Source organism: Acidovorax sp. KPB24-03 (assembly GCF_057546605.1).
In genome coordinates this window covers 1-15349 of sequence record NZ_BAAJYR010000074.1, presented here as the reverse complement: position 1 = coordinate 15349, position 15349 = coordinate 1, and the positions used below count along the sequence as shown (strand labels likewise).

15 protein-coding genes are annotated in these 15349 nt (G+C 68.1%); 8 read left to right on the top strand and 7 right to left on the bottom strand.

The genetic code is table 11. From position 1 onward, the window contains the following. The 3 genes from AC27KI_RS10935 to AC27KI_RS10925 all read left to right on the top strand — a co-directional run. Positions 1-631 (top strand): MFS transporter (locus AC27KI_RS10935; RefSeq protein ID WP_487113807.1); only part of this gene is annotated, 631 nt, incomplete at its 5' end. 132 nt (positions 632-763) lie between these two features. Next, positions 764-2146: a hypothetical protein gene (locus tag AC27KI_RS10930; protein WP_487113805.1), complete on the top strand. Its 1383-nt coding sequence runs from the start codon at positions 764-766 to the stop codon at positions 2144-2146. Further along, positions 2143-3558, top strand: coding sequence for a hypothetical protein (locus AC27KI_RS10925; protein WP_487113803.1), 1416 nt, complete (start codon positions 2143-2145; stop codon positions 3556-3558). The genes AC27KI_RS10930 and AC27KI_RS10925 overlap by 4 nt, the downstream gene beginning before the upstream one ends. Before the next feature lie 30 nt (positions 3559-3588). On the opposite strand, the gene AC27KI_RS10920 is transcribed toward AC27KI_RS10925, so the two are convergent. Continuing rightward, positions 3589-4530 carry a hypothetical protein gene (locus AC27KI_RS10920; protein WP_487113801.1) on the bottom strand — a complete coding sequence of 314 codons (942 nt, stop codon included), beginning with the start codon at positions 4528-4530 and terminating at the stop codon, positions 3589-3591. Positions 4531-5265: 735 nt separating this feature from the next. On the opposite strand from AC27KI_RS10920, the gene AC27KI_RS10915 reads away from it, so the two are divergent. Beyond that, complete coding sequence (locus AC27KI_RS10915; RefSeq protein ID WP_487113799.1) at positions 5266-5877, top strand: hypothetical protein; 612 nt, start codon at positions 5266-5268, stop codon at positions 5875-5877. Positions 5878-5957: 80 nt separating this feature from the next. Then, positions 5958-6398, top strand: coding sequence for a hypothetical protein (locus AC27KI_RS10910; protein ID WP_284430668.1), 441 nt, complete (start codon positions 5958-5960; stop codon positions 6396-6398). A gap of 16 nt (positions 6399-6414) precedes the next feature. Here the strand turns inward: AC27KI_RS10910 and AC27KI_RS10905 are convergent, their stop codons facing one another. Beyond that, positions 6415-7614, bottom strand: coding sequence for a hypothetical protein (locus AC27KI_RS10905; RefSeq protein ID WP_487113797.1), 1200 nt, complete (start codon positions 7612-7614; stop codon positions 6415-6417). 146 nt (positions 7615-7760) lie between these two features. Then, positions 7761-8924: a murein transglycosylase A gene (gene mltA, locus AC27KI_RS10900; RefSeq protein ID WP_487089408.1), complete on the bottom strand. Its 1164-nt coding sequence runs from the start codon at positions 8922-8924 to the stop codon at positions 7761-7763. On the opposite strand from mltA, the gene AC27KI_RS10895 reads away from it, so the two are divergent. The 3 genes from AC27KI_RS10895 (at position 8923) to AC27KI_RS10885 (ending at position 10468) form a co-directional block, all read left to right on the top strand. After that, complete coding sequence (locus AC27KI_RS10895; RefSeq protein WP_487089409.1) at positions 8923-9075, top strand: hypothetical protein; 153 nt, start codon at positions 8923-8925, stop codon at positions 9073-9075. The two genes, mltA and AC27KI_RS10895, sit on opposite strands and share 2 nt — an antisense overlap. A 48-nt stretch (positions 9076-9123) precedes the next feature. Beyond that, positions 9124-9630, top strand: coding sequence for a hypothetical protein (locus AC27KI_RS10890; protein WP_487113795.1), 507 nt, complete (start codon positions 9124-9126; stop codon positions 9628-9630). A 190-nt stretch (positions 9631-9820) separates the two neighbouring features. Then, a complete protein-coding gene (locus tag AC27KI_RS10885; protein ID WP_284430664.1) occupies positions 9821-10468 on the top strand; it encodes a YiaD family glycine zipper/OmpA-like lipoprotein in 648 nt (215 codons plus the stop codon). 86 nt (positions 10469-10554) lie between these two features. Here AC27KI_RS10885 and AC27KI_RS10880 read toward each other — a convergent pair whose 3' ends face one another. From AC27KI_RS10880 to AC27KI_RS10865, 4 genes are all read right to left on the bottom strand, one after another. Beyond that, positions 10555-11184 carry a response regulator transcription factor gene (locus AC27KI_RS10880; RefSeq protein ID WP_272566580.1) on the bottom strand — a complete coding sequence of 210 codons (630 nt, stop codon included), beginning with the start codon at positions 11182-11184 and terminating at the stop codon, positions 10555-10557. Next, positions 11184-13226 carry a two-component system sensor histidine kinase NtrB gene (locus tag AC27KI_RS10875; RefSeq protein WP_284400727.1) on the bottom strand — a complete coding sequence of 681 codons (2043 nt, stop codon included), beginning with the start codon at positions 13224-13226 and terminating at the stop codon, positions 11184-11186. The genes AC27KI_RS10880 and AC27KI_RS10875 overlap by 1 nt, the downstream gene beginning before the upstream one ends. Beyond that, complete coding sequence (locus tag AC27KI_RS10870) at positions 13223-14038, bottom strand: carbon-nitrogen hydrolase family protein (protein WP_487089412.1); 816 nt, start codon at positions 14036-14038, stop codon at positions 13223-13225. Before AC27KI_RS10870 ends, AC27KI_RS10875 begins: the two co-directional genes overlap by 4 nt. Continuing rightward, positions 14038-15349 (bottom strand): YhdP family phospholipid transporter (locus AC27KI_RS10865; RefSeq protein WP_487113793.1); only part of this gene is annotated, 1312 nt, incomplete at its 5' end. The genes AC27KI_RS10870 and AC27KI_RS10865, both read right to left, overlap by 1 nt.

Below are 15349 nucleotides of genomic sequence, written 5' to 3'. Positions count from 1 at the left end.
CGCCATGGTGCTGGGCGGCATGGCGTGGATCACCACGGCCAACTCGCTCAGCGTGTCGGCCCAGCTCGCGCTGCCCAACTGGGTGCGTGCGCGCGGCATGTCGATCTACCAGATGGCCATCATGGGCGCCACCGCGGCGGGCGCGGCGCTGTGGGGCCAGGTGGCCTCGCTCACCACCGTCCACATGAGCCTGGCGCTGGCCGCGCTCACCGGCACCGCCGCCATGGCCCTGGTGCAGCGCTGGGTGGTGGACCGCACCATGGAGGAAGACCTGAGCCCTTCGACCGCGTTCAAGCTGCCGGTGGCGCCCACCACGCCCGAACGCGGCCATGTGGTGGTCACCATCGAATACCACATCGACCCCGCGCGGGCGGCCGAATTCCGGGCGCTGATGCAGGAAAGCCGCCGCAGCCGCCTGCGCCAGGGCGCGCTCGACTGGCAGCTGCAGCACGACATCGCCGACCCTTCGCGCTATGTGGAGCGCATCGTGGACGAATCGTGGACCGAGCACCTGCGCCGCTTCGACCGCGTCACCGGCTCCGACGTGGCGCTGCGCGACCGCAAGCTGGCCTTCCACACGGGCGAGGCACCGCCAGTGGTGTCGCGCTACCTGGTCGAACTGGAGCGCTGAAGCGGATCGGTTCGCACACCGTGAAAGGGCTTCGGCACGCAAGCCGTTGCCGACGCAAGCGCTCCCTATCCTCGGTCCACGCTGAAACGGTCGCCTCGGGCCTGCTCAGGTAGATCCATAAAGGAGTCGTTTATGAAGTCGAGCACACTGAGCCGTGCCGACCATCGCAGAACCACAGGCGGGCAGGAAAGCATGCGCGCACCCGGTGGCGCGCGGCGCGTTGTGCCTTCTGCCACGCATGCGCCTCAAGGCCTGACAGGTGGGGGGCCACGCCTTTCAAACGCCGGGGCAGACATCCGCCCACGCAGCAGCAATCCATTGCCGATGCCGCCGGTTGCATCGCGATCCCCGGTGCTCGGCGCGATGAAAGCCCGTGCGTCCCGCAACCCGATCGCGATCGAGGCCGACCCAAAAGCCTGGCTGAACGCCAATGCCACCGAAGCGAGCGCCGCAAGAAGACGCCTGCTTGACGGCGCGATCCCATTGCTCAAGCTTTTCCACATCGCGTCACCCCTGGCTGCGCAGCCTTACCAGCTTGACACGTACCTGACCTCCGACGGCCAGGCACAAAACGCCATTCTGGCTCCCGCCAAGGCGTTGATCCCGGGGCTCTTGCGCTCCGACAAGATCATCGAACTTTCACCCGGGCAACTGGACCGAGCCAACGCCCTGTCCACCACGCATCCCGGCATCGCCACACAGATGCCGGACATGCAGCCGCGATTGCATGTGATCTCGCCGGCCGTAGCGGCCAGCCTGGCATCGGCACGGGAAGTGATCGATCTCGTCAAAGCCCTTGTTCCCAGCGGAGCCGGCAATCAGGTCAAGGATTTGCTGGCAACGGCAGGGGAAAGCCATCTTCGCTCCCGCCTGTCGTTTAAATACCATCGCGGCGTCGCAGATCTTGCGCACTCCATCATCCAATTCCAGGGGGGCGACTGCGACGGCCATGCGAGCCTGGCCTTCCACCTGCTTGCACAGAATCCTGCGCTCAAGGATTACCAGATCGATATCGTGGAGGTCAGTCAAAACGTCGCGCATGTGTTCGCCGTGATTCGAGGAGATAGGCCCGAGGAGGACATCGTCGTGGACGCCTGGGCCCCCTTTGCATCGCCAACGTTCGTTCAAGACGCGCTTCCCATGCACCGGACCCTGCTGGACGCTGAGCGCGGAAAGATCAGGGTCTCCAAACCCGCTGGCACCGTTGCACCCGCAATGGACATCGAACAGGCGCTGAAACGGCACAGCCAATGGCAAAGTGCGATCGAAAAACACTCGTCGCTTTCCGAGGCGTTTCGGCTTCATGCCCACCATGAACCTGACGCTGCGATCACACAAGTTCTGATCGAAAAAGAGAATCTCTGGGATGTGCCTTTCAGCGGCAATCCCAACGTCCGGTATGAAGTCAGAGATCCCTCTGGGCGTGCGCTCACTGATTTTCCGATCCGGTTCGATATGCAGCGGGCACCGGTGGAACGGGAGTCCGGCAGTGAGACGCCAGCGCGAACGCGATGACCGCCGTTGCAAAGCTCCATTCAGTGGCTTTGATCCGCCAGACGAACTGCCAAGCAGAGATATCCATGAAGCCAAGCCCTCTCACCGGCGCCGATGGCCGAAGAACCCCGACGGCGCAAAAAGAGCCCCCAGCCGCTGCAGCACGGCGCAGTGCACCGTCCGCCGGGCATGCACCCCAGGGCCTGGCAGCCCGGGTCTCACGCCTTTCAAATCCCGGCGCCGGCATCCGCCCGCGCAGCGACAGCGGAATGCCCATTTCCCCCACCCAATCGCCGTCGCGCGTGCCCGGCCCGGTGGAAACGGGCTCATCCGGCATCGCGCCACCGCCCGAGCCCGGTGCATGGCTCGACAGCAGTGCCTCCGAGGCGAAGGCCGCCAGAAGCCGCCTGCTCGACAGCGCAACCGGGCTGCAGCAGGTCCACGGCACGCTCCGATGTCCAGAAACGCCTTGCCCGCTCGATACCTACATCACCGGGGAGGGCCCGGCCCAGCACACCGTTGTGGTTCCCGCGAAGGAACTGCACCCCGGACTCTTGCGCGCCGATCGATTCATCGAGCTTTCATCGCAACGGCTGACACAAGCCAATGTGCTTTCCACAACGCACCCTGGCGTCACCCCCCTGATGCCCGACATGGAGCCCCGATTGCGCGTGATATCGCCCGCAGCGGCCACCCACCTGGCCTTGGCTCGGGAGGCGATCGATCTGGTCAAGGCGCTTCTTCCCGCAGGCGCGGGCAATCAGATCAAGGACATCGCGGCCACAGGGGCAGAAAGCTGCTTTCGCTCAACGATGGCATATCGGGGGAAGGGCGATCCCGCAACCTGCGCGAGCGCCGCCATCAAGTACCAGGCCGGCAACTGCAATGCCCAGGCAAGCCTGGCTTTTCAGCTTCTTTCACAGAACCCGGATCTCCAGAACTCAAGGATCGACATGGTTCACGATGGTGCCGGTGGGGGACACGATCACGTATTCGCCGTGATCCGCGGTCAGACGCCCGAGCAGGACATCGTGGTCGACCCCTGGGCCCCCTTCGCCACGCCGACATTCGTCGTCGACGCACTTCCCATGCACCGGGACCTGCTCAACGCAGGGCAGGAGGGCATCAGGCATACGAAGCCCGCCGGCACCGTTTCACCACCAACGCTGGATATCGATGAAGCACTGAGGGAACAAGGAACGGTCGAAGAAAATCCGCCGCTCTCCGAGCAGTACCTTCATGCGATGGGCTTTGATCGCGAATTGGGGCTCGCCATTTACCTGGGCCATGGCAAAAGCCTCTGGGATGTGCCGTTCAGCGGCAACCCCAACGTCCGTTACGAGGTCCAGGATGAATCCGGCCAACAGCTGACTGATTTTCCGCTGCGATTCGACATGCAGCGCACCGGACTGCGCCAACCGCTGGAGCGCTGAGGACGCAGCGCTCGCGCGCCCTCCAGGCGCTCACCGCCGCGAGGGCCGCAGGCCGAACCATCCGCCCTCGGCGTCGTAGAGCAGGTCGAACTGCTTCAACAGGTAGCGCCCGGTGTTCATGAAGGCGGGGCGGCCCACGAAGTTGAAGCGGCCCGGCGCGTTCACGAACACGGACTGGGGCGCGTCCGCATCCCCCACTCGGAAATCGTACTGCGCCACGGGCGCCTGCGCGTCGGGGAACATCACCTGCACCCGAGTGCCGTTTTTCAAGCCGGTCACCGGCCGGCCCCGGCGGGTGGGGTCGGCGACCTGCGCCGTGGGCAGCGCCGACGGGTCGGCGGCCGTGAGGTACATCTGCGCGATGCCGGTGTCCACCAGCACGGGACCGGTTTCGGGCGCGCCGCCGTCCACCGACACGGCCACGGTGGCCTGCTGCCAGTCACGGGGATCGCTGGAGGCCGGCTGGCCATTCGCAAGCAGGCTGCCAGGCTGCAGCTTCATGAACCGAAACCCCTTGGCCTGGTCGGGCGTGAGGCCCACGTATATCGCGTGCTTGGTCACGACGTAGCCCCCGTGCACCGCACTCCGGGCGACGGGGCTGCCGTCGATCTCGGCGATGTTGATCAGCGGATTCTTGTCGGGCGTGCCCTGCGGCTGGCCATCGTGCTCGCGCCCGAAGCCCACGCCCATGTAGGCGATGCCGCCCGGGCTTTCCGTGGTGTCCGTGGGATTTTCGCAGTCGGGCCGGTTGGCCTTCTCGTCCCAGCGCGGGCAGATGATTTCCTTTTCGACCGCGAGCACGGGCACCCGGGCAATCACTTCGTTCCAGCCGCTGTTGAGCACGACGTCGCGCACCACCCAGTGGCCGATCAAGAGCTGCCGGCTGCTGGAGCGGTATTCCCAGCCTTCGTTGGCCTGGCGCGCTTCCTCGTTGCGCGAATAACCGGGCAGATCGACCGCGGAAATCACCACGCCGGTGGAGCCCGTGTCCAGGGTGACGATGAAGGGCCGGGGGGGGCGCGAGCACGCCGGTGTCCGTCGGCATGCGGACTTCGAACCGCAGCCGCGGCGCATCCGTCATGGGCGAAGACCAGCCCTCTCCCGGCGGGGAATGCAGGCGGATGAAGCGCGATTCGGTGCCCGGGCGCAGCGAGGGGCCGGCGGTGGCCGCTGCGGCGGTGGGCAACGGCGTCGTCTGCGCGGGTACGGCACCGCAGGCGAGCAGCGCGGCGGCGCAGGCGATCGCTGCGCGAAGCGGAATGGGCATGGGATCTCCTTGCCTGGCGAGAGTTTTGATGGGAAGCGCAGGCTACACGATCCTTCGGGCCGTGCCGCACCCCGCAGGCCACTGCAAGCCCGGGCGAATCGGTTCGCACGCCCTTGCAATGCTTCGGTGGGCACCGCTTCGCGTTCTGGCGCCCGCTTTATCCTGGCCTCACTGGCAAACTGCCGCCTGACGGTGGGTGGCAGGATCGCCAAGGGAAGAGATCCATGAAGCTCAACCACCTTTCCCACGCCAAGAGCCCCCGAGGCGCGACTGCGCAGTGAGAGGCCCCACCCAAGACGTCGCAGCGCGGCGCGTCGTCCAGCGGGAATGCACCCCACGCCCTGGCAGGCGGGAGCCCGCGCCATCCCAGTGCCGGTGGCGGCATCCGGCCCCGCAGCGACCACCTGCCGTCCAGGCCGCCTTCGTCGTCGCACTCCTCCATGCTCGGCACCATGCGGGGATTCATGGGGTGGGGTTCATCCAGCAAAGTGCCAGAGCCTGAGCCCAGAACATGGCTCGACAGCCATATCTCCGAGGCGAAAGCCGCCAGGAGACGGCTGCTTGACAGCGCGACCCCGTTGCTCAAGCAAGTCGATAACGCGTCGCCTCTTTCATCAGAACCTCATCGGCTCGATACCTACATCACGTTCGATGATGCCCAGAACACCGTCCTGGTTCCAGCAAAGGAACTGCTCCCAGGACTGTTGCGCTCCGACCAATTCATTGAGCTGTCACCAGACCAGTTGAGCCAAGCCAATGCGCTGTCCACGACGCATCCTGGCGTCAAAACTCAGATGCCCGATATGAAGCACCAACTGCGGTCGATATCGCCTGAAACTGCCGCGCACCTGGCCGCAGCACGGGAGGCCATCGACCTGGTCAAAGCGCTGATGCCCGACGGTGCCGGCAACCAGATCAAAGACATCGCGGCCACTGCTGGAGACAGCGTCCTGCGGTCGACCCTCTCGCATTCCAATACCAAAATCCCACCATCCGTGCGACCAACGCCATTCAATATCAAAGTGGCAACTGTGATGAACACGCCGGTCTGACCTATCAACTGCTTTCGCAGAATCCCGCCCTCAAGAACGCCAGAATCGACATCGTGGATGGGAGGCCGAAGGGAAATCACGTGTTCGTCGTGATCCGGGGGCAGAAATCCGAGCAGGATATCGTCGTGGACCCATGGGCCACCTTTGCCTCACCCACCCTCGTGCGGGACGCACTTCCCATGCACCGCAAGTTGCTGGGTGCGTCAGGTGGTGGCGTCGCCCACACCAAGCCTGCGGGCACGCAGGCCGCAGCGCTGGACATCGAGGCACTGCGGCAACAAGCCCTGATCGACAATCGATTGCCGATCGTGGAGCAGTTCAAAGCCCAGAGGCTCCGCGCTCCCGATGATGTCATCAGGGACGGTGTGAAGTACGCTGGCGACCGCTGGGATGTGCCATTCAGCGGCAATCCCAACGTCCGTTACGAGGTCCGGGATGCATCGGGCCACCAACTGACCGACTTTCCGCTGCGATTCGACATGCAGCGTGCCGCCACTGGCACCGGTCCGCGCCAGGCTTGAACCCGGCATCGCCACGTTACTGGCTGCGGCGCAGCCCGAACCAGCCGCCATCGGCATCGAACAGCACGTCATGCTGGCGCAGCAGGTGCCGGCCGGTGTTGACGAACGCCTGCGCCGAGGGCCGGGTGACGATCACCGCCGTGGGGGCCTGGGGCGTTCCCACCTGGAAGGTGTACTGCGCCACGGGCGCGGCATCGTCGGGGAACGACACCTGCACCGACGTGCCGGCCACCAGCCCCGTGGCCATGGCGCCCTTGCGGCTCGGGTTGGGAATGGCCGTGGTCGGCAATGCCGACGGGTTGGACACCGTGAGGTACATCTGGGCAATGCCGGTATCGACCAGCACCGCGCCCGTCTGCGAGGCCGCGCCGTTGACCGACACGGCCATGCCCGCCTGGGGCCAGTCGCGCGGGTCGCTGGAGGCCGGCTGGCCCGCGGCGTTCAGGCTTCGGCCCTGGAGCTTCACGTACGAAAAGCCCGCGGTGTTGGCGCGCGTGAGGCCCACGTGCACGCCCTTGGCCGTCACGATGAAACCGCCGCGCATGCTGCCGGGCGCCACGGGCTGGCCGTCGATGGAGACGATGTTCAGCAGCGGGTTCTTGTCCGGCGTACCTTGCGGCTGGCCGTCGTGCTCGCGCCCGAAGCCCACGCCCATGTAGGCGATGCCGCGCGGCTGGGCGGTGGTCTTCTCGGGCTTTTCGCAGGTGGGCACGTTGGCCTTTTCGCTCCAGCCGGGGCAGATGATCTCCTCCTGCACCGCCAGCACGGGCACGCGCGCCACCACCTCGCCCCCGGCGGGATCGCGAAAGACCAGTTCCCGCGGCACCCAGCGGCCGATCCACAGCCGCTTGCTGCTGGACAGGAACTCCCACCCCTTCACGCCCGACTCGGCCTCCTGCGCGGAAAAACCGGGCAGGTCGGTGGCCGAGACGACGACGCCGGTCGAGCCGGTGTCCATCGTCATGGTGAACGGCGCCGCGGCGGACGTGCCGGGCACCCGCACGCCGAAGGCCAGCGCGGGGGCGTCGGTCATCGCGGGTTCCGGGTTCCTGGCCGGGGCGAAGGCCAGGAAGCGGGCCGCGGTGTCGGCGCGCAGGTCCGGCCCCGCAGGAGCCTGGGCGTGCGTCGTGCCCAGGGGCGCACAGGCGCCCAGCAGGGCGGCCAGCAAAGGAAGGGTGCCATGCGCGGCAGTGCGCAGCCATCGGTCAGCGGTCATGCGGTTCTCCTTGGGAGTTGAGTGAGGTGAGGCCACCATCCTGGCCAGGCCACGAAGGGACTGTCACGTCCCATTGTGGAGGGCCTTCCCGGCCGGCCGCAGGGAAGCCGGCTGAAACGTGCTGAAACGTCGTGAACGCGCGGGTGTCAGCGCGGCCACAGCGCCCAGAGCCGCAGGCCCTGCTTGAGCCGCCCCGCCAGTTCGCCCGCCTCCGGGCCCCAGCCCGCGAAGTAATCGGCCCGCACCGCGCCCACGATGGCCGAGCCCGTGTCCTGCGCCATCACCAGGCGCTGCAACTGCACCTGCGGGCCGGTGGAGGCCAGCCACACCGGCGTGCCGTAGGGAATGCTCTGGCGGTCCACCGCGATCGAGCGGCCGGGCGTGAGGGCCACGCCCTGCGCGCCCTTGGGCCCGAAGCCGGCATCCATGGCGTTGAGCGGCTCCTCGCGGAAGAACACATAGCGCGGATTGGCCCACAGCATCTCCTGCACGCGCTGCGGGTTCTGCAGCGTCCAGGCGCGGATGCCGGGCCAGGTCGCATCGCGCACCAGGCCCTGGTCGAGCAGCCACCGGCCCACGCTCTGGTAGGGCTGGTCGTTGGTGCCGGCGAACGCCACGCGCAGCAGCGTCACCGATCCATCGGCCTCCTGCACCCGCAGCCGGCCCGAGCCCTGGATGTGCACCACCAGCGCCTCGACCGGATCGCGCACCCACGCGATGACCCGGCCGGCCAGCGCCGCCTGCGCTTCGGGCAGCGTGTCGATCTGCTGGCGTGTGTACCAGGGCTTGCGCGCGCCGTACCCTGCGGGCAGCCGGTACAGCGGCACGTTGAAGCCGTTGCCGGGCTGGCGCGCCGCGTCCAGATAGGGCTCGTAGTAGCCGGTGAGCATGCCGTCCACCGCGCCGTCGGCGGCCTCGATGCGGTAGGGCTGCAGCCGCGCCACCATCCAGGCACGCTGCTCGTCGGCGCTGGCGATGGACAGGCGGCGCACCTCGCCGCACAGCGGCGCGAAGGCCGGCGCGGGACGCTCGCAGTTCTTGATCCAGGCGTTCCAGGCTTCGTGCAGGGAATCTTCGGCAAAACCGGGCAATTCCGCCCAATGCACCGGTATCCAGCGGCTTTTCGGCTGCGCCATCGGGGGCGGCAGCGGCCCGGGCGGTTCGGGCGGCAGGGGGGCACCCGGCACGCCCGGTGGCAGCGAGGCACCGGGAGGCAAAGGCGTGGAAGGCGGCAGGGGCGTGGTGGAGCAGGCCACCAGGGTTCCTACAATCAGCGCCGTTGTCACAAGGCGCAGGAGACGGAATTTCATGGGGCTGATTTTGCTTGAAGCATTGCTGGCGCTGGTCGTTCTCGTCGCCATTGTGTGGTGGACGATGTTCTCGGGGCGCAAGGGGGGGGAGCCGCCGCCCCAGGACGCTACGCCAACACCCAAGAAAGAGGACGACGGCACGCCGAAGTAAAGCATTCGCGGCGCACCACCTCTGCTCCCTCTCCCAGAAAGACCATCGATGACTCCCCAGCAAATGCTTGGCGTGGGCCTGCGCATTTTCGCGCTATGGCTCGGTGTGACTGCCGTCCGGTACCTGGCACTCCTGCCCATCCTGAAAGGGATGCCGCTCGACAACCCCTCCGTGGAAACCTGGGTGGTGGCTGCGCTGTACCTAGCCGCTGCCGTACTGCTTTGGATCTTTCCCCTGTGGACCGCCCATCTGCTGCTTCCAAGAACACGGTTTGAAAACCACGTCCGCCTCCAACCCGCAGAGGCCGCCCGTGTGGGCTGTGCCTTGATCGGCCTTTGGTTCTTTGCACAGGGATTGCTCAATGTCGTCTGGTTCTTCTTCCAGGCCCTGCTGATGGGAGGAAGCCGCTCTTTTTTCGATGGGCTGGCGCTGGAAGCCAAGGCAGATCTTTTCTCCAACGGGGTGGGCCTTTTGCTCGGGATCGTGTTGGTGGCTCGATCCGACCGCTTCGCCCAATGGGCCATCAAAAGCACATCCCCCCAGGCCGACGCCTGATGAATTCCGAGGTTCCCTGCGCCAGCCGCCAGGCCCGATCCAGTTGACGAACTGGTCCTACCTGGATCAGCCAGGCACCGGCGAACAATGGGCGTCCTCAAAGTCCCTGACGTCGCGTGCACGAAGCGTGCGGTTCGCAAGGCCATCACCACGGCCGGCGTCAGCAGAACAACCAGGAAAGGAAGATCCCATGCGCAACAAGATTCTCATCGGCGCCACTGCCGCCGTTCTGCTCGTGAGCGGCTGTGCCAACATGGACGATACCCAGCGGCGCACCGCGACGGGCGCCGGCGTGGGCGCGGTGGCCGGGGCGGTCATCGGCTCCGCCACCGGCGGCCGGGCGGGCACGGGGGCCGTCGTCGGGGCGGGTGTGGGGGCCCTGGGCACCTACATCTGGTCGCAGCACATGGAGCGGCAAAAGCGCGAGATGCAGCAGGTCACCCAGGGCACGGGCGTGGTGGTGACGCAGACCGCCGACAACCAGCTCAAGCTGGACATTCCGAGCGACATCTCGTTCGCCACGAACCGCTCGGACATCCAGTCCAACTTCGCCCCCGTGCTGGAGCGCTTCGCCGAGGGGCTTCGCAACAACCCCAACACCGAAGTGCGCATCGTGGGCCACACGGACTCCACCGGCAGCGATGCCATCAACAACCCCCTGTCGATGGACCGCGCGGCCAGCACCCGCAACTTCCTGACGACGCGGGGCGTGAACGGCGGACGCATCCAGGTCGAGGGCCGCGGCTCGCACCAGCCGATCGCCACCAACGACACGAACGACGGCCGCGCGCGCAATCGCCGGGTGGAAATCTTCGTGGGCGAACGCCAGCCGGGCTGACCGCCGGCCGGCCCCGCCGCCGCCCCGCCCGTGCACCGCGGCGGGAGTGGCTTTCACAGGGCGCTTCGGCGCCCTGTGGCGTTCATTCAGTGCGCGGCGCGCAGCAGGTTCGCCAGTTCCACCGCCGACTTGACCTGCATCTTGTCGAACACGCGCGCGCGGTGCACTTCCACCGTGCGCACGCTGATGTCCAGCTGGTCGGCGATGAGCTTGTTGGGCAGCCCCTCGACCACCAGGCGCATCACGTCGCGCTCGCGCTCCGTCAACTCCGACAGCCGCACCTGCAGGTCGCTGTGCTGGCGCACCTGCTCCATGTGCTGCGCGGACTGGGCCAGGGCCTGCTCGATGCGGTCCACCAGCAGGTTGTCGGAAAACGGCTTCTCGCAGAAGTCGAAGGCCCCGCGCTTGACGGTGGCCACGGCGGTGGGCACGTCGGCATGGCCGGTGAGGAAGATCACCGGCATCGCATCGATCAGGCGGCGCTCGGCCAGCCGGTCGAACAGCGCCAGGCCGCTCATGCCCGGCATGCGCACGTCCAGCAGCAGGCAGCAGGGCTGGCGCGCGGGCGGACGCTCGTCGAGCATGGCTTCGAAGGCTTCGGCGCTGTCGAAGGACTCGCTGGGCAGGCGGCGCGATCGCAGCAGCCAGGCGAGCGCTTCGCGCACGCCCGAGTCGTCGTCGACGATGTAAACGGTGGCGTTGGAGACGGGTTCCATCAGGGGTGGCTGCTGTCCGCGCTGGCAGCAGGCAGGGTGAAAGTGAATACCGTACCACGGGGCTCGTTGGGCGCGTGGCCCAGGAAGCCGCCGTGCTGCTCGACCACGGTGCGGCACAGGCTCAGGCCGAGGCCCATCCCCTCGGGCCGCGTGGTGAAGAAGGGGGTGAAGAGTTTCTCGCCCACGTCCTGCGCGATGCCGCAGCCCCGGTCGATGACCATGAACTCCAGCCAGGCATTGTGCGCATTCGATGCGGCGCGGCGCACGCGCAGCTCCAGGATGCGCTGGGGCGTGGCGGGGTCGTCCATGGCCTGCATGGAATTGCGCGCCAGGTTCAGCAGCACCTGCTCGACCATGGTGCGGTCGCACAGCACCGGGGGCAGGTCGGCGTCCACCGAGATCTTCACGAAGACTTCGAGCTTGCGCGCCTGCAGGCGGATCAGCGGCATCACGGCCTCCAGCAGGTCGTGCACCGAGACCACCTCGCGCGACTGATCGCGCCGCCGCACGAAGTCGTGCACGCTGCGGATCACGCGGCCCGCGCGCTCGGCCTGCTGCGCGATGCGCTGCAGCGCCACGTGCACGTCGTGCAGCGGCTCCTGCGGCGGCCCGCCGCCCGGCGGCAGCAGGTTGAGCGAGCCCGAGGCGTAGCTGGAGATGGCGGCCAGCGGCTGGTTCAGCTCATGGCTCAGCAGCGATGCCATCTCGCCCACGGTGGCCAGCCGCGCGGTGGCCTGCAGGCGCTCTTGCGAGGCGCGGGACATTTCCTCGACGCGGCGCTGCTCGCTCACGTCCAGGAACGCGCTCATCCAGCCCGTGTGCAGGCCCTGCGCGTTGATGAGCGGCGCCTCGAAGATGAGCACCGGAAACCGCACGCCGTCCTTGCGCATGAAGGTGGATTCGTAGCCTTCGCGCGGCGGCGGGTGCAGGCTGGACAGGCGGATCGCCTGGCGCTGGCGGTACTCGTCGGCGAACTCGGGCGGCCAGTAGGGCACCGGGGCGCTCTGGCCAAGCAACTCCTGCGCGGTGAAGCCCACCATCTCGCAGAAGGCCGGGTTCACATAGGTGATGCGCCCCTGCAGGTCCCGCGCGCGCAGCCCGGTCACCAGGGAGTCCTCCATGGCCTTGCGGAACGCCAGCGCGTCGCCCAAGTCGCGCTCGGCGCGCAGCCGGCGCCGGTTGTCGCGCACCAGCACGACCAGCACGGTGACGAGGGCGATCGACATGGCGGTCACCAGCGCGGTGAGCACATTGGGGAACACGCTGGGCGCGCTGTGCCAGCTGTCCATGCGCAGGACCAGCGTGGCGCCCGGCAGGTCGAACAGCTGCTGCGCGCTGAACAGGCGCGTGCCGCGCCGGCTGGCCCCCACCATGGCCAGGCGGGTGCCATCGGCTTCGGTGAACGACACCTCCTGCCCGCGCTTGAGGCTGGGCACCACCAGGTCGATCAGCACGTTGTGCAGCGAGTAGGTGGCCACCACGAAGCCTTCGTTGCGGCCATCCTGCATGAGGGGCAGGCACAGCTCCATCATTTCGGAGCCGCGGCCATCGCCCTGGGGCTGGAAGTAGCTGCCGGAGTACGACGGCCCCGACACGCGGCGCGCGTTGGCGCACGCCAGCGCGATGTTGGAATGCATGCCGCTGCGCATCTCGGCGTCCCACTGCACCGGGCGGTACGGGGTCTCGACATGGGCCCGCACTTCCAGCGTGGGGCTGCGCCATTCCAGCCGCACGAGTTCGCGGCGCACGCTCAGCAAGGCCGCCGCGCGCGACTCCCAGCTCGCCAGGTCCGGTGTGCCCACGTGCAGCGCCTGCAGGTTCTGCAGGTTGTGGGCGAAGCCCTGGCGGATGTCGGCCACGGCATCGGCGGCGTCGCGGTCCAGGCGGTTCTGCACCTCGCTCGCCTCGTAGCGGCCGGCCAGCCACACCTGGGTGACCAGCATGCCCGCCACCAGCAGCACGAGCAGGGCCCACAGCGACCAGCGCTTCCATGCGCTGCGCCAGCGGTGCCAGGGCCACAGGAACGGCTCGCCCTCGGTCACAGGATGCAGTGGTCCAGCGCCGGCAGCTGCTGGCGCACCTGCTGCAGCCGCACCGCATCGAGCACGCCCAGGGCCACGCCCGGGCCTTCGGCCACCTGCGCCTGCACGGCGCCCCACGGATCGACCACCATGCTGTGGCCCCAGGTGCGGCGGCCGTTCTCGTGCAGGCCGCCCTGCGCCGGCGCCAGCACATAGGCGAGGTTCTCCACCGCGCGGGCGCGCAGCAGCAACTCCCAATGGGCCTCGCCCGTGGTGTGGGTGAAGGCGCTGGGCACCAGCAGCAGGTCGGCCCCGGCCCGCGCATGCTGGCGGTACAGCTCGGGAAAACGCAGGTCGTAGCAGACGGACAGGCCCACGCGCCAACGGGTGCCGTCGCGCGCGGTCAGCTCGAAGCGCACGGGTGTGTTGCCCGCCTCGATCACCGCGGCCTCGTCGAAGCGCTCGCGCCCGTTGTCGAAGCGAAACAGGTGGATCTTGTCGTAGCGGGCCACGCACTCGCCCTGGGGCGAAAACACCAGCGAGGTGTTGCGCACCTGGTGCGGGCTTTCGCACTGCAGCGGCAGCGTGCCGCCCACCACCCACAGGCCCAGCTCCCGGGCCGCCTGGGCCAGAAAGCGCTGGATGGGGCCTTCGCCGTAGGGCTCGCGCAGCGCGAGCTTGTCGGTGTCGCGCGCGCCCATGGCGCAAAAATACTCGGGCAGCACGGCCAGCTCGGCGCCTTCGGCGGCGGCCTGCTCCAGCAGGTGGCGGGCCTGCTCGAGATTGCCGGGCACGTGCAGGCCCGACACCATTTGCAATGCGGCGGCTTTCATCATGATTTGTCTCCGGTGGGGGACTCGGCCGTGGGCGGCCGGACGGCGGGGTCGGCGCTGCCCAGCTTGCGCCGGGGCACGCGCTCGATGCGCGGATCGGTCCAGGTGCCGTCGATGCGGAACTCCTGCGTGGCCGCCTGGATGAGCGGCCCGCGCAGAAAGACCTGCGCGAGAAAGCTGCCCAGGCCGACCACCGGATTGATGGCAGTGGCCACCAGGGAGGCCGTCATGGCGTTGATCTCGGGCACCACGACCACGTGCAGGTCCTGCGTCTCGCGGTCCAGGTCGGCGCTGCCTTCCATCAGCACGGCGGCGTTCACGCCCTTCATCTGCAGGTTGTTGGTGGTGGCCACGCCCTGCTCCATGCGCACGTCGCCGCGCACGAAGTCGAACGCGAAGCCTTCGCTGAACACGTCGCGGAAGTCGAGCGTGAGCCGGCGCGGCAGCGACTGCAGGCTGAGCACGCCCAGCAGCTTGGCCAGGCCCGGATCGGCCTTGAGGAACTGGCCCGATTCGACGTTGACGTTCATCTGGCCCGACATGGTGCGGTAGTCCGGCGTGAGCGGCGCACCCATCCAGGCGACCTGCCCCTCCATGCGGCCCTTGCCGCGGCGCACCACGTCGGCCATGCCGAAACGCGTGAGCAGATCGCCCGAGTCGCGGATGTCGAGCTTGAAGTTCATCACCGTGCGGCGACGCGCATCGGCGGCGCCGTCGCTGCCCAGCAGCGCCCAGTTGCCGTTGGCCGTGAGCGTGGCCTCGGGCGTGACGATGTTGAACTTGGACAGCCGCCACTCGCGCGGAGCGCCGTCGCCGCCGCGGTTCTGCGCCTCGATCTCGATGCGGCCCAGGCGGCGCCCACGCAGCACGAAATCGTCCACCACGATGTCCAGCGACGGCAGCGTGCCGGCGCCGGCGGCCGGTTCTTCGGCCAGCAGTTCATCCACCTCCTTGGCATCGCTCTGCGGGACCGCCAGGCGCGACAGGCGGGCGAACACCCGGCCGGAGCCCGCATCGGGCCCGCTGCCCGCGCCCTGGCGAAACTCCACGTAGCCGTTCAGCTCCTGGGCGTCCACGTTGGTGCGCCAGGTGCTGCCCTCGCGCGAGCCGCCCATGACCACGCCGTGCAGCGTGCGGCCCTGGAAGTCCACCTGACGGGCCCGCACGGCCAGTTGCGTGGGCAGGTAGTCCTGCATGGGCGAGACGGAAGGCACGGGAGCGGCGCCCGTCCCGTTGCCCGCCACCGCAGCGGGCGCGGCACTCGCCGGTGTGCTGGCCGCCGATGCGGACTCGGCAGCCGGTGGCGCCACC